The organism is Nocardioides sp. TRM66260-LWL (genome assembly GCF_020075545.1).
Taxonomy (GTDB): domain Bacteria; phylum Actinomycetota; class Actinomycetes; order Propionibacteriales; family Nocardioidaceae; genus Nocardioides.
In genome coordinates, this window is the sequence record NZ_JAIQZK010000008.1 from 50,665 (window position 1) to 73,102 (window position 22,438).

Consider the following 22,438-nt stretch of genomic DNA (forward strand, 5'->3'; position numbering starts at 1 on the left):
CGAGGCAGACCCTAAGAGGATTCAGTCCATGACCGAACCTCGGCAGTCCGTGGCCGGCGTCTCCCCGGAGACGCCGGCCACGGCCCCCGCCGACTCCCACGCCGAGCTCGCCGAGCACCTGCAGCGCTCCGCCCGGGGCGACCAGCAGGCCTTCGGCCGGCTCTACGAGGCGATGTCGGCACGCGTGTACGGCCTGGCCGTGCGCGTGGTCCGCGATCCGGCCCAGGCCGAGGAGGTCGCCCAGGAGGCGTTCCTCGAGATCTGGCGGATGGCCGGCCGGTTCGACCCCGAGCGGGGCAGCCCGCTCGCCTGGATGCTCACCATCGTCCACCGCAAGGCGGTAGACCGGGTGCGCTCCGCCGAGGCCGCGACCCGTCGCGACACCTCGTACCACCAGCACAACCAGCCGGTGGCGCACGACGCCACCGCCGAGGCGGCCCACGCCGGCCTCGAGGCCCGGCGCGTCCGCGCCGCCCTGAACACCCTGACCCCGGTCCAGCGCGAGGCGCTCGAGCTGGCCTACTTCGGGGGATACACGCACACCGAGGTCGCCAGCCTGCTGGGGCTCCCGGTGGGCACCGCCAAGACCCGCATCCGCGATGGACTCATCCGGCTGCGCGACACGATGGGAGTGGGAGGCTGATGAGCGACATCCACGCGCTCTCCGGCGCCTACGCAGTGGACGCGCTCGACGACGTCGAGCGAGCCGGCTTCGAGCGACACCTCGCGACCTGCCCGACCTGCCGCGACGAGGTCGCCTCGCTGGAGGAGGCCGCCAGCCTGCTCATCGAGTCGGCCTCCCCGCTCTCCGCGCCCGACACGCTCCGCGAGCGCGTCATGGCCGAGATCGCCCTCTTCCGTCCGCTCCCGCCGCTCACCGGCCAGGCCGCTCCGGCGCCCGTGGTCCGCGGCGACCACGGCCACGCGGCACCCGAGGCCCGCGACCTCGCGCCCGTCGTCCCGCTCCGCCGTCGCCGCGTGCCGGCGCTGGCCGCCGCCGCGGCCGTCGTCGCCGCCCTCGGGCTGGGCGCGACGGTCGTGCAGCCGCTGGTCGACCGCGGTCGCGACGGCCAGCCGGTCATCACCGAGTCCGGCGTCCAGCGCGTGCTGCAGGCTCCCGACGCCCGCACCCAGACGTACACGATCAAGGGCGGCGCGCGCGCCGTCGTCACCGTGTCCCGCGAGCTCGGCCAGGCCGTGCTCCGCGCCGAGGGCCTCGGCGACCTGCCTCCCGGCATGGTCTACGAGCTGTGGCTCCAGCACGACGAGCGGATGGTCGCCGCCGGGTTCCTGCCCGCCGGCGCCGACGCCACCGTGCTGCTCACCGGCGACGCCTCCACGGCCACCGCCATCGGCATCACCACCGAGCCCGAGGGCGGCTCGCCGCAGCCCAGCCTCGACACCGCCATCCGATTCCCGCTGACCAAGGTCTGATCCCATGTCCTCCGCCCCCACCGGACGACGCGTCGCGGTGGTCGGCTCCGGCGTGGCCGGACTGACCGCCGCCTACGTCGCCTCACGCACCGCGCACGTCACGCTCTACGAGGCCGACGACCGCCTCGGCGGCCACGCCGACACCCATCGCGTGCCCGACCCGTCGGGTCGCGAGCTGCGCATCGACACCGGGTTCATCGTCCACAACCGGCGCACCTACCCCGTGCTGCTGCGGCTCTTCCGCGAGCTCGGCGTGGCCACCCAGCAGTCCGAGATGTCGATGTCGATCAGCGACGACGAGACCGGCCTGGAGTGGGCCGGCGCGCTCGGCCGGGCGGGCGTCTTCCCGACCCGCCGCCACCTGCGCGACCGCGACTACCTGCGCATGCTCACCGAGGTGCCGCGCTTCCACCGTCAGGCCAAGGCGCTCCTCGCCGTGCCGGGCGACGACGTCACCCTCGGTGACTTCCTCGACCAGCACAGGTTCACCCCGTACTTCCGGCGCCACTTCATGGAGCCGCTGGTCGCGGCCGTGTGGTCGTGCGACCCCGACGTCGCGCTGCAGTACCCCGCGCGGTACCTCTTCGCCTTCCTGCAGCACCACGGCATGCTCGCCGTCTTCGGCTCGCCGACCTGGCGCACGGTCAGCAACGGCTCGCACAGCTACGTCGACGCCGTGGCCGCGCACCTGCACGAGATCCGCACCGGCTCCAAGGTCACCTCGGTGCTCGAGACCGCCGACGGCGTCGAGATCACCGACGGCAACGGCCGCACCGACCGGTTCGACGCGGTGGTCATCGCCGCGCACCCCAGCCAGGCGCTGAGCATGCTCGCCGAGCCGACGCCGCTGCACCGCGAGCTGCTCGGCGCGATGCCGTACTCGCCCAACACCGCGCTGCTCCACACCGACCTCTCGCTGCTGCCCCGCCACCGCAGCACCTGGGCGTCGTGGAACTTTCGCCGGGTCGCGGGCGAGCGCGGCGGCGTCACCGTCACCTACGACCTCACCCGCCTGCAGCGCCTCGACACCGACGTGCACTATCTGGTCACCCTCGGCGGGGAGGACCTCGTCGACCCCGCCACGGTGATCGACCGGATGGAGTACGAGCACCCGCTCTACACCCCCACGTCGGTCGCCGCCCAGGCGCGTCTGCGCGAGCTCGACACCGACCGCGTGGTCTTCGCCGGCGCGTACCACGGCTGGGGCTTCCACGAGGACGGCGCGCGCTCCGGCCTCGCCGCCGCCGAGCGGCTCGGGCTGCCCTGGAGCGAGCCGACGGTCGTCGTCGACGCCCCGGCCCCGGCCGACGTCACCGGCGTGTACGCCACCACGATCCGGCACACGCGGCGGCGCCCGTGGACCCGCTCCTTCGAGCACACGTCCCACACCTGGGTCGTCGACCTCGACGACCTGCCCGACCACCGTCCGCTCGGCCTCGTGCGCGGCACCTTCGAGGCCCGCGACCACCTCGGCAGCCCCGACCGGACGATCCGCGCCAACGTCGAGGCGTTCCTCGCCGCCCACGACATCACCGCCGACGGCCTGATCCTGATGTGCGCCCAGCCGCGAGCGTTCGGCTACTGCTTCAACCCGATCTCGGTGTTCTGGTGCCACGACGCCGCCGGCCGTCGGGTCGCCACCGTCGTCGAGGTGCACAACACCTACGGCGACCGCCACGCCTACCTCGTCCAGCCCGACGAGCAGGGCCGGGCCAGCACGCCGAAGGCCATGTACGTCTCGCCGTTCCACGGCACCGACGGCTCCTACGACCTCGTCGCGCCGACCCCGGCCGACGACGCGCTCACGGTCGCTGTCACCCTGACCACCGACGACGGCGCGCGGTTCTCCGCCTCGATGCACGGACGGCGCGTCACCCACGCGCCGCCGGTGCGTCGGGCCGCGCTCGCGGCGCTGCGCGGATCGCTGCTGATCCGCGCCCACGGCATCTGGCTGTGGCTGCGTCGCCTGCCGGTGCAGTCGCGCCCGTCCCACGCCCAGCCACACGTCCAGGAGAACCGATGACCACCTCACCCGATCGCGACGTCGTCGCGGCCGCCCGTCCGGAGGCGATGCGCTGGGCCGGGCTCGACGTTGTCCCGTCCGGCCCGAAGGCCCGCCTCGGCGGCCCCGTCGCCCGGCGCCTCTTCCTCGGCGCGGTCTCCCGCCTCGACGTCACCGTCGAGTGCGAGGGCCGCACCTACGGCAAGGGCGGCCCGGTGATGCGCATCCACCGGCCCGACGAGTTCTTCGCCCGCATCGGCAGCGACCAGCTGATCGGCTTCGGCGAGGCCTACCTCACCGGCGTCTGGGACACCCCGACGCCGTCGGGCCTCGGCGACTTCCTCGGCGTGCTCGCCGGCGAGATCTCCGACCTCGTCCCGCAGTGGATGCAGCGGCTGCGCGGCGTGGTCGCGAAGCGGCCCCCGAAGCGCCAGGTGTCGAGCAAGCGCAACTCCCGCGCCAACATCGCGCACCACTACGACCTGTCCAACGAGCTCTTCCAGCTCTTCCTCGACCCCACGCTCAGCTACTCCTCGGCCCTCTTCGACGGCATCCCCTCGCCGCTGGACGCCGACGAGCCGCTCGCCGAGGCGCAGGCTCGCAAGATCGAGCGGCTGCTCGACGTCGCCGGCGTGGCCGAGGGCAGCCGGGTGCTCGAGATCGGCTCCGGCTGGGGCGAGCTGGCGATGCGCGCGGCGAAGCGCGGCGCGCAGGTCCTGACCATCACGCTGTCGACCGAGCAGCAGGCGCTGGCCCGCCAGCGCATCGCCGAGGCCGGCCTCACCCACCTCGTCGACGTCGAGCTGTGCGACTACCGCGACGTGCAGGGCAGCTTCGACGCCATCGTCTCCGTCGAGATGATCGAGGCCGTCGGCTACGACTACTGGGACACCTACTTCCAGACCATCGACCGCGTGCTCGCACCCGGCGGCAAGGTCGGCATCCAGGCGATCACCATGCCGCACGACCGCATGCTCGCCACCCGCAACACGTGGACCTGGATCCACAAGTACATCTTCCCGGGGGGGTTCCTGCCCTCCGTCGAGGTGATCGACCAGATCACCCGCGAGCGCACCAGCCTGCGCGTCACCGACCGGCTGCCCTTCGGCAGCCACTACGCCGAGACGCTGCGCCGCTGGGACGCCGCGTTCCTCGGCAACACCGAGAAGGTCCTCGAGCTCGGCTTCGACGAGACCTTCATCCGGATGTGGCACTTCTACCTGGAGTACAGCCGCGCCGGCTTCGCGTCGGGCTACATCGACGTCAACCAGATCCTGCTGACCCGTGAGGACGTCTCGTGAGCTCCGTCACCGCCACCCGCACCCCGTCCGGCCCGTCCACCGACCGTCCGGTCGCCCCCGCGCTCGCCGAGGCCCTGCGGCCCTTCGTCGCCGGCGACCTGCCGGTGCGGCTGATCGCCTGGGACGGCTCGGTCGCGGGCCCCGAGGACGCCCCCGTCGTCGAGCTGCGCAGCCCCGACGCGCTGCGCCGCCTGCTGTGGCACCCGGGCGAGCTCGGGGCCGCGCAGGCCTACGTCACCGGCGAGCTCGACGTGCCGGGCGACCTCGACGCCGCGCTCACCTACGCCTTCGCGGTCGCGAAGGAGCGCGGTCTCTCCGGCCGCCGCCCCTCGCCGCAGGCGATGATCTCCGCGGTGCGCACCGCGCTCGAGCTCGGCGAGGGCCGCCTCGGGCTGCTGGGCCGTCCGCCGGCACCGCCGGCCTCCCAGGCCCGCATCCGCGGACGCCTGCACTCCAAGCTGCGCGACATCCGCTCGATCAGCCACCACTACGACCTCTCCAACGAGTTCTACTCGCTGATCCTCGACCCCTCGATGGCCTACTCGTGCGGCTACCACGCCAGCCCCGACCAGCCGCTCGAGGACGCCCAGTTCGCCAAGCTCTCGCTCATCTGCCGCAAGCTCGGCCTCCAGCCGGGCATGCGCCTGCTCGACGTCGGCTGCGGCTGGGGCTCGCTCTCGCTGCACGCCGCCGAGCACTTCGGCGCGCAGGTCACGGGGGTCACGATCGCGGCCGAGCAGAAGAAGTTCATCGACGCCCGGATCGCCGAGCGCGGCCTGCAGGACCGCGTCACGATCCGGCTCCTCGACTACCGCGACGCCGTGCCGGCCGCCGGCCAGGAGTACGACGCCGTGTCGTCCATCGAGATGGGCGAGCACGTCGGCCAGGACAACTACCCGACCTACGCCACGGTGCTGCACGACTCCGTGCGCCCCGGCGGACGCGTGCTGGTGCAGCAGATGTCGCGCACCGGCAAGTGGCCCGGCGGCGGCCCCTTCATCGAGTCGTTCATCGCGCCCGACATGTACATGCGCCCCGTCGGCGAGACCGTGGCGTTCCTCGAGCGCGGCGGCCTGGAGGTCCGCGACGTCCACGCCCTGCGCGAGCACTACGTGCTGACGGTGGCGGGCTGGATCGAGCGGTTCGAGGCCAACGTCGAGCGGCTCACCGAGCTGGTCGGCGAGGAGGTCGTCCGGGTGTGGCGCCTCTACCTCGTCGGTGGCTCCATGGCCTTCCGCGACGGCCGCATGGGGGTCGACCAGATCCTCATGGTGAAGCCGGGCGCGCCGCACAGCCTGCCGGCCGTGCGGGACTTCTGACCGGTCCGGGACGTCCCGGACCGAACCCCCGAGGAGAAGGAGCGACCCCCATGATCGCCGATCTCGCGCTGGTCTCCGGCGCTGCGCTCGTCACCGCGGCCGTGGTGATGACCCTGGCAGCGCTGCGGGCCCGGCAGCTGGATCGGGTCGCGGTGGTCGACGTCGCCTGGGGACTGGGCTTCGTCGCGGTGGCCGTCGTCTCGACGGCAGTGGGTATCGCGGCGGAGGGTGACGGGCCCCGGCGGTGGTTGGTGCTGGTGATGGTCGGTGCGTGGGGCCTGCGCCTCGCCTGGCACATCCGCCGCCGGGCGCTCGGCGCCCACGCGGGCAAGGAGGACCCCCGGTACGAGCAGCTGCTCGGTGGGCCCCTGCACGAGGTGGGCCTGGGCCTGGCCGTGCGCAAGGTCTTCCTGGTCCAGGGCTTCGCGGTCTGGCTGATCTCGCTGCCGATCCAGGTGGGCGCGGTCTCCGACGTCGCCGCGTGGCCGGTCGTCGTGCTCGGCGTCGTCGTCTGGGCCGTCGGCCTGGTCTTCGAGTCGGTCGGCGACGCCCAGCTGTCCGCCTACAAGGCCGACCCCGACCGCGGTCCGGTGATGGACCGCGGCCTGTGGGCCTGGACGCGCCACCCGAACTACTTCGGCGACGCCTGCATCTGGTGGGGCGTCTTCCTGGTCGGCGGCGCGGCGTCCGGCTGGGGCGGCCTGCTGACGATCGTCAGCCCGCTCGCCATGACCTACTTCCTCGCCTTCGCGACCGGCGCGCGCCTCCTGGAGCGCACGATGATGCAGCGCGAGGGCTACCCCGAGTACGCCGAGCGCACGTCGATGTTCGTGCCGCTGCCCCCGAAGCGGCGCTGACGCGTCCCGTCGTGCCGGCTACTCGCCGGAGCGGCGGCGCAGCCGGGATCGGTACTCCTCCAGCCGCGTGGGCGCGGCGGGGTCCTCGGCGAGCGGCTCCTCGACCACCGGCAGGTCGTCCCAGGTGATCTCGATCGTCTCGAAGCCCTTGTGCCGCTGGGAGCGCACGTAGCCCTGGTAGGCGCGGCGGTCGGCCTCGGTGAGCCGGACGTTGTCGGTGAACGGCGTCAGCAGCGCCCGCGGCCACAGCCGGCGGGCCAGGACGACGTTGACCTCCATGCCCAGCACGCCCATCAGGGCGGCGAGGTAGATGATGCCGACCAGCCCGAGGACGAGCCCGAACGTGCCGGTCATGGTGTCGGTCTCGGCGAGCACCCGCGTGGCGTAGACGGTGCCGAGGGTCTGCAGGCCCTGCCACATGATCGCGACCGCCAGGGCGCCCGGCGCGGCGGTGCCGATCGTGTGCGAGCGGGCGGCCGCCAGGCGGAACAGCAGCGTCAGCACCAGCCAGAGCAGCGCGACGGTGCCGAGCCGCACGATCCACTGCATCTCGGCGTCGAACGAGGGGCCGAAGACCTGGGTGCCGGACGCGAGGGCCGAGGCGATCGAGACGCCGAGCACGGCCACGCCCGCGGAGAGCAGGAGCAAGAGGCTCTTGAGCCGCAGGACGATCGGGTTCGGACGGTTGTTGCGCGGCACCGACCACGCGACGTTCACGGCGTTCTGGATCGCCTGGCCCAGGCCCAGCGAGCCGTAGAGCGCGGCGACCGAGCCGGCGATCACGGCCGCCAGCGAGCCCTGCAGCTCCTCGGGTCGGCCGAGCTTGTCGCCGATGATCGGGAACTGCGAGAGCGCCGAGTTCAGCACCTGCTGCTGGAGGTCGGGATAGCCCTGCAGCACGACGCCGAGGATGGTCGAGGCGAGCAGCAGCAGCGGGAAGATCGCGATGAACGCGTAGTAGCTGATGATCGCCGCGAGGTAGGTGCCCTGGTCGTCCGCGAACTTGTAGACCACCGCGAGCGGCATGCCGATCACCGGCACGCGCTGCTGCGTGCGATCGGCGGCGTCGACCAGGCGTCCCACTCCTCCCACGGTAGTGCGGAACCCGTCGATCGGGCTCATCCGTCGCGGCCGTGAGGAGATGGTCGAGCCTGTCGAGACCCCGATGGTGTGAGCCGCGACATCGTGGGTGAGGATGCCGCCATGATCTCTCGGAACCCCCTCCGGAGGGCGGCCGGCCTCGGTGCCGCCGCCCTCGTCCTGACCGCCGGGCTCGCCCCGGCCGCCCACGCCGGCACCTACCGGCACGCCGACGCCACCGGCGACGTGCGCGTCTCCTCCCAGAACGTCGGCGGCGGATCGTTCTCCGACGAGGGCACCCAGCCCGGCGTCATCGAGGGCGACATCACCACCCTCACCGTCCAGCACACTCGCGACGGCGTGAAGGTCGCCACCGGACTGCGCGCCGTCCCGCCGCTGTCGCACAGCTGGCAGGCCCGCATCGTCACCTCCCGCGGCACCAACGTCTACGACCTGCGTCGCATCGTCCGCGACTCCGGCACGACGGTCGAGCTGCGGCGCAACGGCCGACTGGTCTCGTGCGACGGCATCCGCGTCGTCCCGACCAGCAGCGGCATCTTCGGGTTCGTGCCGCGCGCGTGCCTCGGCACGCCGTACAAGGTGCGCGCCGGCGTCGTCGTCAACGCGCTGCTGGCCGACGACTCCTCCGACGACACCTACACCCGCGGCCGCGACGACGCCCTGCGTGTCGGCAACGCCACCATCGGCCGTCCGACCCTCGGCAGCTGGACCACCGCTCGCTGATCCCTCCGTCCCGCTCGATCCGCACGGCGCGTCCCCTCGGGGGCGCGCCGTGCGGCGTCCGACGGCGGCTCCGGCGCCCCCGAACCGCTGACACGCCGGGCGCCGGCCGCCATGATCCGCCCATGAGCTCTCGGATCCCGCTCCGGAGGACGCTCGGCCTCGGCGCCACCGTCCTCGCCCTCACGGCCACCCTCGCGCCGGCCGCCCACGCCGGCTCCTCCCGGCACGCCGACGCGTCCGGCGACGTGCGCGTCGTGCAGTACTACTCCGACCAGACCTATCGCGACCGCGGCGCCGACGCGTCCGCCCGCGCGGGCGACATCACGGCGCTCACGGTGCACTACGCGCCGGACGAGGTGCGCGTCGCCACCGCGATGCGCGCCCAGCCGGACGTCTGGGCCGCCCGGATCAGGACCTCACGCGGCTCGCTCGTCTACGACCTCCGCTACCGCGACGGTCGCACGATGCTGCAGCGCAACCACCGGTACGTGACGTGTGCGGGTGCACGGGTCACGCCGACGCCCCGCGGACTGGTCGGGGTGGTGCCCAGCCGGTGTCTGGGACGACCTGCCCGGATCCGCGTCGGCGTGCTGACCCTCACCGAGGGGCATCGCAGCGGTCCCTCGCGCTTCGTCTCCGACGACGCGCTCACGTCGGGTGTCGGCTTCACCCGGCTGGCGCCGACGCTCGGCTCCTGGATCACCCCGCACTGAGGCCCCGCGCCGGGCCGCCGACGACGGGCAGGTCCAGCACCGGCGACGGCGCGCCCCCGGTCCGGGGGCGCGCCGTGCGGCGTCTCGGAGGTCGGCAGGGTCGGGCGCTCAGAGCGCCGCGGCCACCCGGGTGCCCTGCTCGATCGCGCGCTTGGCGTCGAGCTCGGCGGCGACGTCGGCGCCGCCGACCAGGTGCACCCGCGGGGCGTCGTCGCGGGCGGCGAGCTCGTCGAACAGGCCGCGCACCGACTCCTGGCCCGCGCAGAGCACCACGTGGTCGACGTCGAGCACGTGCTGCACGCCCTCCCGCGTGTAGTGCAGGCCGGCGTCGTCGACCCGGTCGTAGGCCACCGCGTTGACCTGCGTGACGCCGGACTGCTTGAGCACCGCGCGGTGCGCCCAGCCGGACGTCCTGCCGAGGTCCTTGCCGATCATCGTCGCCTTGCGCTGCAGCAGCGTCACCTCGCGGGCGGGCGTGCGCGGCTTGGGGTCGGTGAGGCCGCCGCGGTCGAGCGCGGGGTCGCCGACGCCCCAGTGCGCGAGCCACTCCTCGTCGGTCTCGGGCTGGTGGGTGAGCCACACGCTGACGTCGACGCCGATGCCGCCGGCGCCGACCACCGCCACCCGGCGTCCGGGCACCGCGCGGCCGGCGAGCACGTCGGCGTAGCTGAGCACCTTCGGGTGGTCGACGCCCTCGAAGGCGGGGACGCGCGGCTCGACGCCGGTGGCCACCACGACGTCGTCGAAGTCGGCGAGGTCCTGCACCGAGGCCCGGGTCGAGAGCCGCACGTCGACGCCGAGCACCTCGAGGCGACGCGTGAAGTAGCGCAGCGTCTCGGCGAACTCCTCCTTGCCCGGCACCGCCATGGCGAGCCTGAACTGGCCGCCGAGGTGGGGCTGGGCCTCGAACAGCGTGACCGCGTGGCCGCGCTCGGCCGCGCTCACCGCGGTGGCCAGACCGGCCGGCCCGGCGCCGACGACCGCGACCCGACGCCGGGTGCGGGTCGGGCTGAGCACCAGGGTGGTCTCGCGGCCGGCGCGCGGGTTCACCAGGCACGAGACCTTCTGGCCGCTGAAGGCGTGGTCGAGGCAGGCCTGGTTGCAGGCGATGCAGGTGTTGATCTCGTCGGCGCGGTCGGCGGCCGCCTTGGCGACGAAGTCGGGGTCGGCGAGCAGCGGACGCGCCATCGAGACCAGGTCGGCCTGCCCGGAGGCGAGGATCTCCTCGGCCAGCTCGGGGGTGTTGATCCGGTTCGACGCGCACACCGGCACCGACACCTCGGCCTTGAGCCGCGCCGTCACCGACACCCAGGCGCCGCGCGGCACCTGCGTGATGATCGTAGGCACCCGCGCCTCGTGCCAGCCGATGCCGGTGTTGAGCACCGTGACGCCGGCCGCCTCCAGGCCGTGGGCCAGGGCGAGGGTCTCGTCCCAGGTCTGGCCGTCCTCGACCAGGTCGAGCAGGGAGATGCGGTAGACGATCGGGAAGTCGGCGGGCACCAGCTCGCGGGCCCGGCGGACGACCTCGAGCGGGAAGCGCATGCGTCGTTCGGCGCTGCCGCCCCAGGCGTCCGTGCGGTCGTTGGTGCGCGCGGCGAGCATCTGGTTGATGAAGTAGCCCTCGGAGCCCATGATCTCGACCGCGTCGTAGCCGGCCTTGCGGGCCAGGGCCACCGAGCGCGCGAAGGCGCTGGCGGTCTCGTCGACCTCGCGGCTGCTCATCGTGCGCGGCTTGAACGGGGTGATCGGCGACTTGCGGCTCGACGCGCCCGCGCTCAGCGGGTGGTAGGCGTAGCGGCCCGCGTGCAGGATCTGCAGCGCGATGGCGCCGCCCTCGGCGTGCACGGCGTCGGTGGTGTCACGGTGCCGGGCGGCGTGCAGCCGGGTGCGCATCTCGGCGCCGAACGGCAGCAGCCAGCCGCGCCGGTTGGGGGAGTGGCCGCCGGTGATGATCAGCCCGACGCCGCCGCGGGCGCGCTCGGCGTAGTAGGCGGCCAGCTTCACGCGGTCCCACGGGTGGTCGTCGAGGCCGGTGTGCATCGAGCCCATGACGGCGCGGTTGCGCAGCGTCAGGCCGCCGATCGTCAGCGGGGCGAGCAGGTGCGGGTAAGGGGACGGGGTGGTCATGCGTGAGCCTCCAGGTACTCGGTGAGCCAGGCGACCCAGGCGTCCTCCATGAGGATGCCGCCGCGGAGCACGAGGTGCTGGTCGCGCTCCAGGCCGCTGAGGGTGGACGGGTCGGGGTAGTCGCGGGACATGAGGTACCGGTAGTGCGCCAGGCGGGCGTGGTGCTCGGCCAGGGCGGTGCGGACGACGTCGAGCACCTGCGCCCGGTCGCCGAAGGACGCGCCGCGCATCTTCACGGCGAGGTCGGAGCGCAGCGGGTGGGGGTCGGCCGGCTCGGCCAGCCACGTCGCGAGCACCCGGTGGCCCTCGTCGGCGACCTCGTAGACCCGCTTGGCCGGCTTGCCCTGCTGCTCGACCGTGTGCGAGACCAGCCAGCCGTCGTCGTCCATCCGAGCGAGGGTCCGGTAGATCTGCTGGTGGGTGGCCGACCAGAAGTAGCCGATCGAGCGGCTGAACCGGTGCGCCAGCTCCAGCCCGGACGCCGGACGCTCGGCGAGCGCGACGAGGAGGGCGTGGTCGAGGGGCACGTCCCCAGGGTGGCGGATGCTGCCGACCCTATGCAACGAGTTGCATGCCGATGTGCGCCAGGTCACGCGACGGCGCGGGCCGCCGTCCCAAACCCGAGCGCGCCCCTAGACTTCGCGCATGCGCCTCCGCTCCACCGCCCCCCGCCGCGCTGCCGGCCTGCTCGCCGCCACCGTCCTCACCGCGTCCGCGCTGGCCGGGTGCGCCTCGACCGCCGACACCGCGGCCGACCCGGCCGCCTCCCCGACGGCCGGCGAGACGGCGAAGGACTGCGCCGCCAAGGCCACGCTCACCGCCCCCGGCAAGCTCACCGTCGGCACCGACAGCCCGGCCTACGAGCCCTGGTTCTCCGACGACGACCCGACCAACGGCAAGGGCTTCGAGTCGGCCGTCGCCTACGCCGTCGCCGACCGCCTCGGGTTCGCGGAGGACGCCGTGAGCTGGACCAAGGTCCGCTTCAACACCTCGTACGCGCCCGGCGCCAAGCCGTTCGACTTCGACATCAACCAGATCTCGATCACGCCGGCACGGCAGAAGGCCGTCGACTTCTCCGACGGCTACTACGCCGCCGCGCAGGCCGTCATCGCGCTCAAGGGCAGCAAGGCCGCCTCGATCACCTCGCTGGCCGACCTGAAGGACCTGCGCCTCGGCGCGCAGACCGGCACCACCTCGCTCACCGCGATCCGCGACGGCATCCAGCCGACCACGGAGGCCTCGGTCTTCCAGGACACCAACGCCGCCAAGCAGGCGCTGCAGAACGGCCAGGTCGACGCGATCCTCGCCGACCTGCCGACGGCCTTCTACATCACCGCCGTCGAGATCCCGAAGGGCACGATCGTCGGGCAGTTCCAGCCGACGACGGGTCAGCAGGAGGAGTTCGGCCTGCTCGCCGCCAAGGGCTCCTCGCTGACGCCGTGCCTCGACCTCGCCCTGGCCGAGCTGAAGGCCGACGGCACCCTGGCCGGCCTGGAGAAGCAGTGGCTCTCCGACGTCGTCGACGTGCCCGTGCTCCAGTGACCTCCGCGCAGCCCGTCGCGGCGACCTCGCCGGACGCGCCCTGGCGGCCCAGCGAGCGCGAGCGGCAGCGGCGGCGCGTCCGGCGGCGTCAGCGCCTGCGGTCCCTGGCGATCGCGAGCCTCGCGACGGTGCTCGTGCTCGGCGGCCTGGTGCTCGGCCTGGTCAACAGCCCCGGCTGGCCGGCGGTCCGCGCGCTGTTCCTCGACGCCGGGTTCGCCCGGGACGCCCTGCCGGGCATCCGGGAGCACTTCTGGCTCAACGTCCGGCTCTTCCTGGTCGCCGAGGCGGGCATCCTGGTCCTCGGGCTGCTCGTCGCGCTGATCCGGGTCTCCCGGTCGCCGCTGCTCGCGCCCGTGCGGCTGCTCGCGGTCGTCTACACCGACGTCTTCCGCGGCATCCCCACGCTGCTGCTCGTCCTGCTGCTCGGCTTCGGCCTGCCCGCGCTGCAGCTGCAGGGGGTGACGACCAGCCGCACGGTGTGGGCGTGCGTGGCGCTGATCCTCTCCTACGGCGCCTACGTCGCCGAGGTCTTCCGCTCGGGCATCGAGTCGGTGCATCCCTCCCAGGTCGCCAGCGCCGCGGCGCTGGGCCTCTCGCGGGCGCAGACGCTGCGGTTGGTCGTCGTCCCGCAGGCGGTGCGCCGGGTGATCCCGCCGCTGCTCAACGACTTCGTCTCGCTGCAGAAGGACACCGCCCTGGTCTCGGTGCTCGGCGTCGTGGAGGCCGTCTCCTTCGCCCAGGACTACGGCAACTTCAACTTCAACTACACCGCCTACGTCGTCGTGGCCGGCTTCTTCATCGCCCTCACCGTGCCCACCGCGCGGCTCACCGACTGGCTGGCCGCGCGGGCGCGTCGCCGCGAGCAGCCGGGGCAGCGATGAGCGGGATCGAGCCGGACGAGGACTTCGGCCGCGACGACGAGGAGCGCCGCCGTGCCGCGCTCGCCGGCGACCTCACCAGCGGGCTCGCCACCACGGCGCCGCTGCTCTCGGTGCGCGACGTCCGCAAGGCCTACGGCCGGCAGGTCGTGCTCGCCGACGTCTCCCTCGACGTCGCCCGGGGCGACGTCGTGTGCCTCATCGGCTCCTCCGGCTCCGGCAAGTCGACGCTCCTGCGCTGCCTGAACCTCCTGGAGCCGATCGACGACGGCGTCATCGTCTTCGACGGCCGGGAGATCTCCGACCCGCTCGTCGACGCCCGGCGGGTGCGGCGGCGGATCGGGATGGTCTTCCAGGCCTACAACCTGTTCCCGCACCTGACGGTGCTGCAGAACTGCACGCTCGCCCCGCGCCACGTCCACGGCCTGCGGCGGCGCGAGGCCCGCGACCGGGCCCGCGACCTGCTCGACCGCTTCGGCCTCGCCGAGCACGCCGGCTCCTATCCCGACCGGCTCTCCGGCGGGCAGCAGCAGCGCGCCGCCCTCGTCCGGGCGCTGTGCGCCCAGCCGGACGTCCTGCTGCTCGACGAGATCACCGCCGCCCTCGACCCCGAGCGGGTCGGCGACGTGCTCGACGTCGTGCGCGAGCTCGCCGCCGCCGGCACCACGATGGTGCTCGCCACCCACGAGATGGCCTTCGCCCGCGAGATCGCCACCACGGTGCACTTCCTCGACGCCGGCCGCATCCTGGAGTCGGGCCCGCCGGAGCGGCTGCTCGTCGCTCCCCGCGAGGAGCGCACCCGGGCGTTCCTGTCGCGGGTGGTCGGGGGCTGAGGCCGGGCGGTTTCGTCGGCTGACCGACGAAACTGTCGCTGGGACGATGAAGCTTCAGCGTGCAGGCGCCAGTTTCATCGGCTGACCGATGAAACTGGCCGCCAGCCCCACTGTGACAGTGCTTCTGTCATGATCCCGTCATGACCATCGAGCTGGGACAGGGAACGGGGCCGCTGCGGGGCCTCAAGGTCGTCGAGATCGCCGGCATCGGCCCGGGGCCGCACGCGTGCATGATCCTCGCGGATCTGGGCGCCGACGTGATCCGCGTCGAGCGTCCGGGCGGTCAGCTGCTCGCCGGCGGCGCGACGATGCTGCTCAACCGCGGCCGGCCGAGCGTCGCTCTCAACCTCAAGGACCCCGAGGCGACGAAGGTCGTGCTCGAGCTCGTCCGCGACGCCGACGTGCTGGTCGAGGGCCTGCGTCCGGGCGTGTGCGAGCGGCTCGGCATCGGGCCCGAGCAGTGCGCCGAGGTCAACCCGCGGCTGGTCTACGGCCGGATGACCGGCTGGGGGCAGGACGGCCCGCTGGCGCAGGCGGCCGGCCACGACATGAACTACATCGCCATCACCGGCGCGCTCTTCGGCCTGGGACAGGACAAGAGCCGACCGCACTTCCCCGGCAACCTCGTCGGCGACTTCGGTGGCGGCTCCACCTACCTCGTCATCGGCATCCTCGCCGCGGTGCTCGAGGCGAAGATCAGCGGACGGGGCCAGGTGGTCGACGCCGCGATCGTCGACGGCACCGCGCACCTCAACGCCATGACGAACGCCTTCGTCGCCTCCGGCGGCTACCGCGAGGAGCGCGCCGCCAACCTGCTGGACGGGGGCGTGCCGTTCTACGACGTGTACGAGACCTCCGACGGGCGGCACATGTCGGTCGGGGCGCTCGAGGGCCAGTTCTTCGCCGAGCTGGTCCGGCTGCTCGGCCTCGAGGGCCGGTGCCCGGGCCAGCACGAGCTGGACCGCTACGACGAGATGCGCGCCCTGTTCGTCGAGACCTTCCGCAGCCGCACCCAGGCGGAGTGGATCGAGCTCTTCGAGGGCACCGACGCCTGCGTCGCGGGCATCGTCCCGATGAGCGAGGCGTTGACGCACCCGCACCTGGTCGCGCGGGAGACCTTCGTCGAGGCGCACGGCATGGTGCAGCCCCAGCCGGCCCCGCGGTTCTCCCGCACCCGAGCGACGATCACGACGCCGCCGAGCCGCGCGGCCGGCGAGCACACCCGCGAGGCGCTGGCGGCCTGGGGCGTCGACGACGTCGAGGGCCTGCTCGAGCGGGGCGTGGCGGTCCAGGCCTGACCGGCCCGCCCGCCCGCCCGGCCCGCCCGTCCCGTCCGGGCGGGCCGTCCGACCCCTTGCTGAATATCTGTCAATAAGCGTACGCTCGGGCCATGCCCACCTCCGAGCCCCAGCACGTCGACGTGCTCATCGTCGGCGCCGGCCTGTCCGGCATCGGCGCCGCCTGCCAGCTCAAGACCGCCCACCCCGAGCGCACGCTGGCCGTGCTCGAGGCCCGCGAGGCCAGCGGCGGCACCTGGGACCTGTTCCGCTACCCCGGCATCCGGTCCGACTCCGACATGTTCACCTTCGGCTACCGCTGGCGTCCGTGGCCCAGCCACACCTCGCTGGCCGACGGCGCGCTGATCCTCGACTACCTGCGCACGGTCGCCGAGGAGCACGGCGTCGACCGGCTGATCCGCTACCGGCACAAGGTCACCGCCGCGGAGTGGGACACCGCCAGCGCGCGCTGGACGGTCACGGTCGAGGTCGACGGCGAGTCCCGCGAGCTCACCTGCTCGTTCCTGTGGGGCACCACCGGCTACTACGACTACGACGAGGGGCACCGGCCGCAGTTCCCGCAGGAGGAGTCGTTCGAGGGCACGATCGTGCACCCGCAGTTCTGGCCCGAGGACCTCGACTACGCGGGCAAGAAGGTCGTCGTCATCGGCTCCGGCGCCACGGCGATCACCCTCCTTCCGTCGATGGCCGACAAGACCGAGCACATCACGATGCTCCAGCGCACGCCCACCTACATCCTCCCGCAGCCCGGCGAGGACGAGCTCTCCAAGCGCCTCGACTTCCTCCCGTTCTCGGTGAAGTACCCGATCGTGCGCTGGGCCAACGTCATGCGCCTGGTCGCCAGCTACCAGCTCGCGCGGCGCTACCCCGACCAGGCCAAGAGGTTCGTCCGCCGGTTCACCGAGCGGCAGCTGCCCGAGGGCACGAGCTACGACGAGAACTTCCAGCCGCCGTACCAGCCGTGGGACCAGCGCCTGTGCGTGGTGCCCAACTCCGACCTCTTCCGCGCGCTGCGCAAGGGCGACGCCTCGGTCGTCACCGGCCGGATCAAGCGCTTCGACGCCACCGGCATCGAGCTGGAGTCGGGCGAGCACCTCGAGGCCGACATCATCGTCACGGCCACCGGGCTGAAGCTGAAGCTCTTCGGCGGCATCACGCTGACGATCGACGGCGAGAAGCTCGACCCGTCCTCGTCGATGGCCTACAAGGCGCTCATGCTCAGCGGCGTGCCGAACTTCGCCTACACGATCGGCTACACCAACGCCTCCTGGACGCTCAAGGCCGACCTCGTCGGCGACTACGTCAACCGGCTGCTGTCCTACATGGACGCGAAGGGCAAGAAGGTCGTCGTGCCCGTGCGCGACGAGACCGTCGGCGAGCGCCCGTTCATGGACCTCGCCTCCGGGTACGTCCAGCGGGCCCTCGACGGGCTGCCGCGCCAGGGCGATCGCGCCCCGTGGTCGCTGAAGCAGAACTACCTCAGCGACATCCGCACCATCCGCCGCGACCGGATCGACGACGGCGTCCTGTCCTTCTCCTGACCCGCCGCGCCCCGGCGCCGCAACACCGCGACACCTCGACGGCCGCCCACCCCTTGGAGGGTGTGGGCGGCCGTCGTCGTGAGCACCGTGAGGAGGACGGGCCGCAGTGGCCCGGCCACCGCACAGCCGATCAGGGAGGTGCCCCATGGGTATCGCGGACAAGATCTCGAACAAGGCCGACGACCTCGCCGGCAAGGGCAAGGAGGCCGCGGGCAAGGCCACCGGTGACGAGCACCTCGAGAACGAGGGCAAGGCCGACCAGGCCAAGGCCTCGCTCAAGGACGGCGTCGAGAAGATCAAGGACGCCGCGTCCGACGTGAAGGACAGCCTCAAGAAGTGAGCGGACGGGCCGGCCGACCCGGCCCTCCGACCGACGGGCCGTCCCCCGGTGGGGGAGGGCCCGTCGGCGCGTCCGGCCCCCGGCGAGCGCGGCGCGCGGGTCCGATGTGGCCAGTGCGACGCTGGGACGCTCCCGCTGAGCCCCTCTCGCGACCTAGGCTCGACGCCGTGAAGCCCCTCCCCGTGCTCGTGCGCCGCTCGCTGTGGGACGTCGTCCCGCGCGACCAGCGCGACACCGACGCCGGGCTGCGGCGTCGCCAGTGGGTGACGGCCGGCTTCCTCGTGCTCGGCGGGGCGGTGCTGGCGGTCTCGCTGCGGATCGAGCCGGGCAGCGTCTGGTTCTACCCCGCGACCCTGCTGCTCGCCGCGGTCTGGATCGTCGGCGCGCTGGTCTCCGGGCGCCTCCACCTGGGCCGCATCGCCGATCTCGACCGGCCCGGCGGTCTCGAGCGGCCGATCCTGCCGCCGTTCCTGCTCGGCGCCGCGATGGTCGGCGTGTTCGTGCTCGGCGGCCTGACCGTCCGCGCGCTGCCGTTCCTCCAGCCGCTGGAGGACCAGATCTCGAACGTCCTCGCGCTCGCCGACGCCGGCAGCCTGCCGGTGCTGTTCGTGATCACCGCGATCAACGGCATCGCCGAGGAGCTCTTCTTCCGCGGTGCCGCCTACGCGGCGATCCCGCACCATCCGGTGCTGTGGACGACCGTGGCGTACACGATCGCGACGCTGGCGACGGGCAACGTCATGCTCAGCTTCGCGGCGCTGCTCCTCGGCCTCGTCGCTGGGCTGCAGCGGCGCGCGTCCGGCGGCATCCTGGCCCCGGCGATCACCCACCTGACCTGGTCGCTCTCGATGCTGGTCGTGCTCCCCGCCATCTTCTGAGCCCGCCTCCCGGGCTCGCGGTCGACTCTCGTCGCGTGCGCTTGTGAAAGTCTTCACAATATTTGTGACTACTTTCACAAAGCCTGGGAGGAGCCCGTGCGCCGACCTAGCGTCGAGGACGTGGCACTCATGGAGACGATCGGGGCGACGCTGCCCCACCCGCTGGTCGCGGCCCTGTCCGACGCGAACGCGCCGGCGGGTCTGCTGCCCGCCCGCGAGCAGATGGCGCTCTCGCTGGGCTGGCACATCGTCATCGCCTGCTTCGGCGTCGCCTTCCCCGCGATGATCGCCGTCGCCCACTGGCGCGGCGCCTACCGCGGCGACGACGGCGCCCTGCTCCTCGCGCGCCGCTGGTCGAAGGTGGCCGGCGTGCTGTTCGCCGTGGGCGCGGTCTCGGGCACGGTGCTCAGCTTCGAGCTCGGCATCCTCTGGCCCGGACTGATGGGCCCGTTCGGCGACGTGCTCGGCCTGCCGTTCGCCTTCGAGGGCATGTCGTTCTTCGTCGAGGCGATCTTCCTCGGCATGTACCTCTACGGCTGGGGCCGGCTGAGCCCGCGGCTGCACGTCCTGCTGCTCGCGCCGATGGCCGCCGCGGGCGTCTTCGGCACCTACTGCGTGCTGGCCGTCAACGCCTGGATGAACGACCCGCGGGGCTTCTCGATCGTCGACGGCCGGGTCACCGACGTCGACCCGTGGGCCGCGCTGACCAGCGGCCAGGCGGCGCTGCAGTTCGCCCACATGTGGGTCGCGGCGTTCATGGTCGTCGGCTTCGCCGTGGCGTCGGTCTACGCCGTGGGCCTGCTGCGCGGACGGCGCGACCGGCACCACCGGCTCGGCTTCACCATCGGCTTCGGCTTCGCGACGGCGGCCGCGCTCGTCCAGCCGCTCGTCGGGCACGTGCTCGGCCTGCGGGTGGCCGACACCCAGCCCGCGAAGCTGGCCGCCTTCGAGCTGGCCACGACCACCGAGAGCCCCTCGCCGCTGCGGATCGGCGGCGTCCTCATCGACGGCGAGGTGCGCGGCGCGATCGACATCCCGGGCCTCGGCTCGATCATCGCCCGCAACTCGCTCACCGAGCCCGTCCGCGGCCTCGACACCATCCCCGCGGCCGACCAGCCGCCGGTGAACCTCACCCACCTCGCCTTCCAGTCGATGATCGGCATCGGCACCCTGCTGGCCGCGCTCGTCGCCGGCTACTGGCTGCTGCGCTGGCGTCGCCGCGACCTGCTCGACCCCGCGCAGCGACTGCACCGGCCGTTCCTGCGCCTCGTCGCCGCCAGCGGCGCGCTGGCCGTCGTCGCCCTGGAGGCCGGCTGGATCGCCACCGAGGTCGGCCGCCAGCCCTGGATCGTCTACGGCGTGCTGCGCACCACCGACGCCGCCGGCGACAACCCGGGCCTGTGGTGGGTCTACGGCGCGAGCGTGCTGCTCTACGGCGGGCTGACGATCGGCGCGGTCACCGTCCTGCGCTCGATGGCGCGGCGCTGGCGGGCCGGCGAGGAGGAGCTGCCCTCGCCCTACGGCCCCGACCGCGAGTCCTCCGACGACGGACCGCGGCAGCCCGAGACCGTCGGGGCGGGACGGTGAGCCCCGACACCCTGGCCGTGCTGGTCGCGGCCGCCCTGTTCACGGGCGTCCTCGCCTACGGCGTGCTCGGCGGTGCCGACTTCGGCTCCGGGCTCTACGACCTGATGGCCGGCGACGCGCGACGCGGCGCGGCGCTGCGCACCCGGGTCGACCACAGCCTCGGCCCGGTCTGGGAGGCCAACCACGTCTGGCTGGTCTTCGTGCTGGTCGTGTGGTGGACCGGCTTCCCGCGCGCCTTCGCCGCGGCCATGGACACCCTGGCGATCCCGCTGGCCCTGGCGCTCCTCGGCATCGTCCTGCGGGGCTCGACGTTCGCGTTCCGCAAGCACGCCGAGGGGCTGCGCCAGGCGCGGCTGCTCGGCGCGGTCTTCGCGCTGTCGTCGGTGCTGACGCCGTTCTTCCTCGGCACCGTCGCGGGCGCGATCGCGTCCGGACGGGTGCCCCTGGACGAGCGGGGCGACCGCGTCGCTGCCTGGGTCAACCCCACGTCGCTGGTGGGCGGCGTCGTCGCGGTCGGCACCTGCGCGTTCCTGGGCGGGGTGTTCCTCACCGCCGACGCGGTCCGCTCGCAGGAGACGGCGCTGGCCGTGTGGCTGCGCCGTCGCACGCTGGCGGTCGGCGTCGTCACCGGGGCGCTGGTGTTCGCGGGCCTGCTGCCCCTGCGCGCCGACGCCCCCGTGCTGTGGGCCGGGCTCACCGGCCGCGCGCTGCCGCTGGTGGTGGTCGCGGCGCTCGCGGGCCTGGCGACCCTGGGGCTGCTGGCGAGCGGGCGGACGTCCCTGGCGCGGGTGCCGGCGGTGCTCGCCGTCGTCGCGGTGCTCTCCGGCTGGGGCGTGGGGCAGTACCCGTACCTGCTGGTCGACCACGCGACGCTCGTCCAGGCCGCCGGCGCCCCGGCGACGCTGGCGGCACTGCTGATCGCGGTCGGCATCGCGGCCGTCGTCGTCCTGCCCGCGCTCGGGATGCTGCTCTGGTTCGCCCAGACCGACCATCGCGACGACCACCGCCACGGCCGGCACCACGTCGACCGGCCGGAGGCCGGCGACGCGACTCAGGCCGGGACGGCGTCCGCCTCGGCGATCGCCCGACGCACGGCCTCGGCGTAGGTGAGCGGCTCGCCGGGCACCACCTCGCGGATGGCGTGGTCGCGCTGCACCACCTCGGTGCGCATCGACTCGATCAGGTTGCCGGCGGTGACGACGTCGACGCCGGTGATGAGCTTGATCCAGTACGCGGAGAGCAGCGGCGTGCCGATCGGCAGCTGCATGATCGGCAGGCGCCGCCCGCGCATCACCTGGGCGGCCTCCTGCAGCATGCCGAGGTAGGACAGCTGGTCGGCGCCGCCGATCTCGAAGACGCGATCGAAGGCGTCGGCGTGGCCGGCGACCCCCACGAGGTACCGCACGACGTCGTCGATCGCGATCGGCTGGGTGCGGGTGGCGGCCCACTTGGGCACGACCATGGCCGGCAGGTGGTGCACGAGCTGGCGGGTCATCTCCCAGGAGATGCCGCCGTCGCCGACGACGATCGCCGCGCGCAGCACCGTCACCGGGACGCCGGCCTGGCCGAGCAGCGTCTCGACCTCGCGCCGCGAGCGCAGGTGCGGACTGAGCTCCTCGTCCTCGGCGCCGAGACCGCCGAGGTAGACGATCTGCCGGACGCCGGCCCGGGCCGCCGCCGCGCCGAACGCGCGGGCGGCGTCGGCGTCCTTGCGCTCGAAGTCGTGGTCGTCGAGGGAGTGGACGAGGTAGAAGGCGATCTCGCAGCCGTCGAGCGCCTCGCGCAGCGAGGTGGGCTCGGCGACGTCGCCGAAGACCGGGTCGGCGGGACCGGCGTAGTCGAAGGGGCGGCGCGTCATCGCCCGCACCTCGTGACCGGCCTGCACGAGGCCGGGGACGAGGCGGCGGCCGACGAAGCCGGTGGCGCCGGTGACGAGGACAGTGCTCACGCCCTCGACGGTAGGC

The 22,438-nt window shown here is 73.3% G+C and carries 21 protein-coding genes; 17 read left to right on the forward strand and 4 right to left on the reverse strand.

Going from position 1 to position 22,438, the window contains the following annotated elements; genetic code table 11:
* The first annotated feature begins 28 nt into the window (after positions 1-28).
* From sigK to K8Z61_RS16035, 6 genes are read left to right on the forward strand one after another with little or no spacing between them, the layout of a single operon-like run.
* The gene (gene sigK / locus K8Z61_RS16010) at positions 29-643 is read left to right on the forward strand and encodes an ECF RNA polymerase sigma factor SigK (protein ID WP_224130969.1); all 615 of its coding nucleotides are present in this window, start codon (positions 29-31) and stop codon (positions 641-643) included.
* On the forward strand, positions 643-1,434 hold the full coding sequence (locus tag K8Z61_RS16015; protein ID WP_224130971.1) for an anti-sigma factor domain-containing protein: 792 nt from the start codon (positions 643-645) through the stop codon (positions 1,432-1,434). The genes sigK and K8Z61_RS16015 overlap by 1 nt, the downstream gene beginning before the upstream one ends.
* Positions 1,435-1,438: 4 nt before the next feature.
* Positions 1,439-3,457: an FAD-dependent oxidoreductase gene (locus K8Z61_RS16020; protein ID WP_224130973.1), complete on the forward strand. Its 2,019-nt coding sequence runs from the start codon at positions 1,439-1,441 to the stop codon at positions 3,455-3,457.
* Complete coding sequence (locus K8Z61_RS16025) at positions 3,454-4,737, forward strand: cyclopropane-fatty-acyl-phospholipid synthase family protein (protein WP_224130975.1); 1,284 nt, start codon at positions 3,454-3,456, stop codon at positions 4,735-4,737. The genes K8Z61_RS16020 and K8Z61_RS16025 overlap by 4 nt, the downstream gene beginning before the upstream one ends.
* Positions 4,734-6,056 carry a cyclopropane-fatty-acyl-phospholipid synthase family protein gene (locus K8Z61_RS16030; protein ID WP_224130977.1) on the forward strand — a complete coding sequence of 441 codons (1,323 nt, stop codon included), beginning with the start codon at positions 4,734-4,736 and terminating at the stop codon, positions 6,054-6,056. Before K8Z61_RS16025 ends, K8Z61_RS16030 begins: the two co-directional genes overlap by 4 nt.
* Before the next feature lie 50 nt (positions 6,057-6,106).
* Positions 6,107-6,913 (forward strand): DUF1295 domain-containing protein, encoded by an 807-nt coding sequence (locus K8Z61_RS16035; RefSeq protein WP_224130979.1) that lies wholly within the window; start codon positions 6,107-6,109, stop codon positions 6,911-6,913.
* A gap of 18 nt (positions 6,914-6,931) precedes the next feature.
* Here the strand turns inward: K8Z61_RS16035 and K8Z61_RS16040 are convergent, their stop codons facing one another.
* Positions 6,932-7,996, reverse strand: coding sequence for a YihY/virulence factor BrkB family protein (locus K8Z61_RS16040; RefSeq protein ID WP_224130980.1), 1,065 nt, complete (start codon positions 7,994-7,996; stop codon positions 6,932-6,934).
* Positions 7,997-8,116: 120 nt separating this feature from the next.
* Here K8Z61_RS16040 and K8Z61_RS16045 point away from each other — a divergent pair, with 120 nt between their 5' ends.
* Both K8Z61_RS16045 and K8Z61_RS16050 read left to right on the forward strand, forming a co-directional pair.
* Positions 8,117-8,737: a hypothetical protein gene (locus tag K8Z61_RS16045; protein ID WP_224130982.1), complete on the forward strand. Its 621-nt coding sequence runs from the start codon at positions 8,117-8,119 to the stop codon at positions 8,735-8,737.
* A 122-nt stretch (positions 8,738-8,859) separates the two neighbouring features.
* A complete protein-coding gene (locus K8Z61_RS16050) occupies positions 8,860-9,450 on the forward strand; it encodes a hypothetical protein (protein WP_224130984.1) in 591 nt (196 codons plus the stop codon).
* Between the two features lie 108 nt (positions 9,451-9,558).
* Here the strand turns inward: K8Z61_RS16050 and K8Z61_RS16055 are convergent, their stop codons facing one another.
* Together K8Z61_RS16055 and K8Z61_RS16060 are read right to left on the reverse strand one after the other, a co-directional pair.
* Positions 9,559-11,577 carry an NADPH-dependent 2,4-dienoyl-CoA reductase gene (locus K8Z61_RS16055; protein ID WP_224130986.1) on the reverse strand — a complete coding sequence of 673 codons (2,019 nt, stop codon included), beginning with the start codon at positions 11,575-11,577 and terminating at the stop codon, positions 9,559-9,561.
* On the reverse strand, positions 11,574-12,104 hold the full coding sequence (locus tag K8Z61_RS16060; protein ID WP_224130988.1) for a PadR family transcriptional regulator: 531 nt from the start codon (positions 12,102-12,104) through the stop codon (positions 11,574-11,576). Before K8Z61_RS16060 ends, K8Z61_RS16055 begins: the two co-directional genes overlap by 4 nt.
* A 118-nt stretch (positions 12,105-12,222) precedes the next feature.
* Between K8Z61_RS16060 and K8Z61_RS16065 the strand changes: the two genes are divergently transcribed.
* The 9 genes from K8Z61_RS16065 to K8Z61_RS16105 all read left to right on the forward strand — a co-directional run bounded on the left by K8Z61_RS16065 (position 12,223) and on the right by K8Z61_RS16105 (position 21,580).
* Positions 12,223-13,119, forward strand: coding sequence for an ABC transporter substrate-binding protein (locus K8Z61_RS16065; RefSeq protein WP_224130990.1), 897 nt, complete (start codon positions 12,223-12,225; stop codon positions 13,117-13,119).
* Positions 13,116-14,000: an amino acid ABC transporter permease gene (locus K8Z61_RS16070; protein WP_224130992.1), complete on the forward strand. Its 885-nt coding sequence runs from the start codon at positions 13,116-13,118 to the stop codon at positions 13,998-14,000. The genes K8Z61_RS16065 and K8Z61_RS16070 overlap by 4 nt, the downstream gene beginning before the upstream one ends.
* Positions 13,997-14,830, forward strand: coding sequence for an amino acid ABC transporter ATP-binding protein (locus K8Z61_RS16075; RefSeq protein WP_224130994.1), 834 nt, complete (start codon positions 13,997-13,999; stop codon positions 14,828-14,830). Before K8Z61_RS16070 ends, K8Z61_RS16075 begins: the two co-directional genes overlap by 4 nt.
* A 140-nt stretch (positions 14,831-14,970) precedes the next feature.
* A complete protein-coding gene (locus K8Z61_RS16080) occupies positions 14,971-16,128 on the forward strand; it encodes a CaiB/BaiF CoA-transferase family protein (protein ID WP_308116792.1) in 1,158 nt (385 codons plus the stop codon).
* A 92-nt stretch (positions 16,129-16,220) separates the two neighbouring features.
* Positions 16,221-17,669, forward strand: coding sequence for an NAD(P)/FAD-dependent oxidoreductase (locus K8Z61_RS16085; RefSeq protein ID WP_224130995.1), 1,449 nt, complete (start codon positions 16,221-16,223; stop codon positions 17,667-17,669).
* 145 nt (positions 17,670-17,814) lie between these two features.
* On the forward strand, positions 17,815-18,009 hold the full coding sequence (locus tag K8Z61_RS16090; RefSeq protein ID WP_224130997.1) for a CsbD family protein: 195 nt from the start codon (positions 17,815-17,817) through the stop codon (positions 18,007-18,009).
* Positions 18,010-18,176: 167 nt separating this feature from the next.
* Complete coding sequence (locus K8Z61_RS16095) at positions 18,177-18,887, forward strand: type II CAAX prenyl endopeptidase Rce1 family protein (RefSeq protein ID WP_224130999.1); 711 nt, start codon at positions 18,177-18,179, stop codon at positions 18,885-18,887.
* A 129-nt stretch (positions 18,888-19,016) separates the two neighbouring features.
* A complete protein-coding gene (locus tag K8Z61_RS16100) occupies positions 19,017-20,474 on the forward strand; it encodes a cytochrome ubiquinol oxidase subunit I (protein WP_224131096.1) in 1,458 nt (485 codons plus the stop codon).
* The gene (locus K8Z61_RS16105; protein ID WP_224131001.1) at positions 20,471-21,580 is read left to right on the forward strand and encodes a cytochrome d ubiquinol oxidase subunit II; all 1,110 of its coding nucleotides are present in this window, start codon (positions 20,471-20,473) and stop codon (positions 21,578-21,580) included. The genes K8Z61_RS16100 and K8Z61_RS16105 overlap by 4 nt, the downstream gene beginning before the upstream one ends.
* Here the strand turns inward: K8Z61_RS16105 and K8Z61_RS16110 are convergent.
* Positions 21,526-22,422: an NAD(P)H-binding protein gene (locus K8Z61_RS16110; RefSeq protein ID WP_224131003.1), complete on the reverse strand. Its 897-nt coding sequence runs from the start codon at positions 22,420-22,422 to the stop codon at positions 21,526-21,528. The two genes, K8Z61_RS16105 and K8Z61_RS16110, sit on opposite strands and share 55 nt — an antisense overlap.
* Positions 22,423-22,438 lie beyond the last annotated feature (16 nt).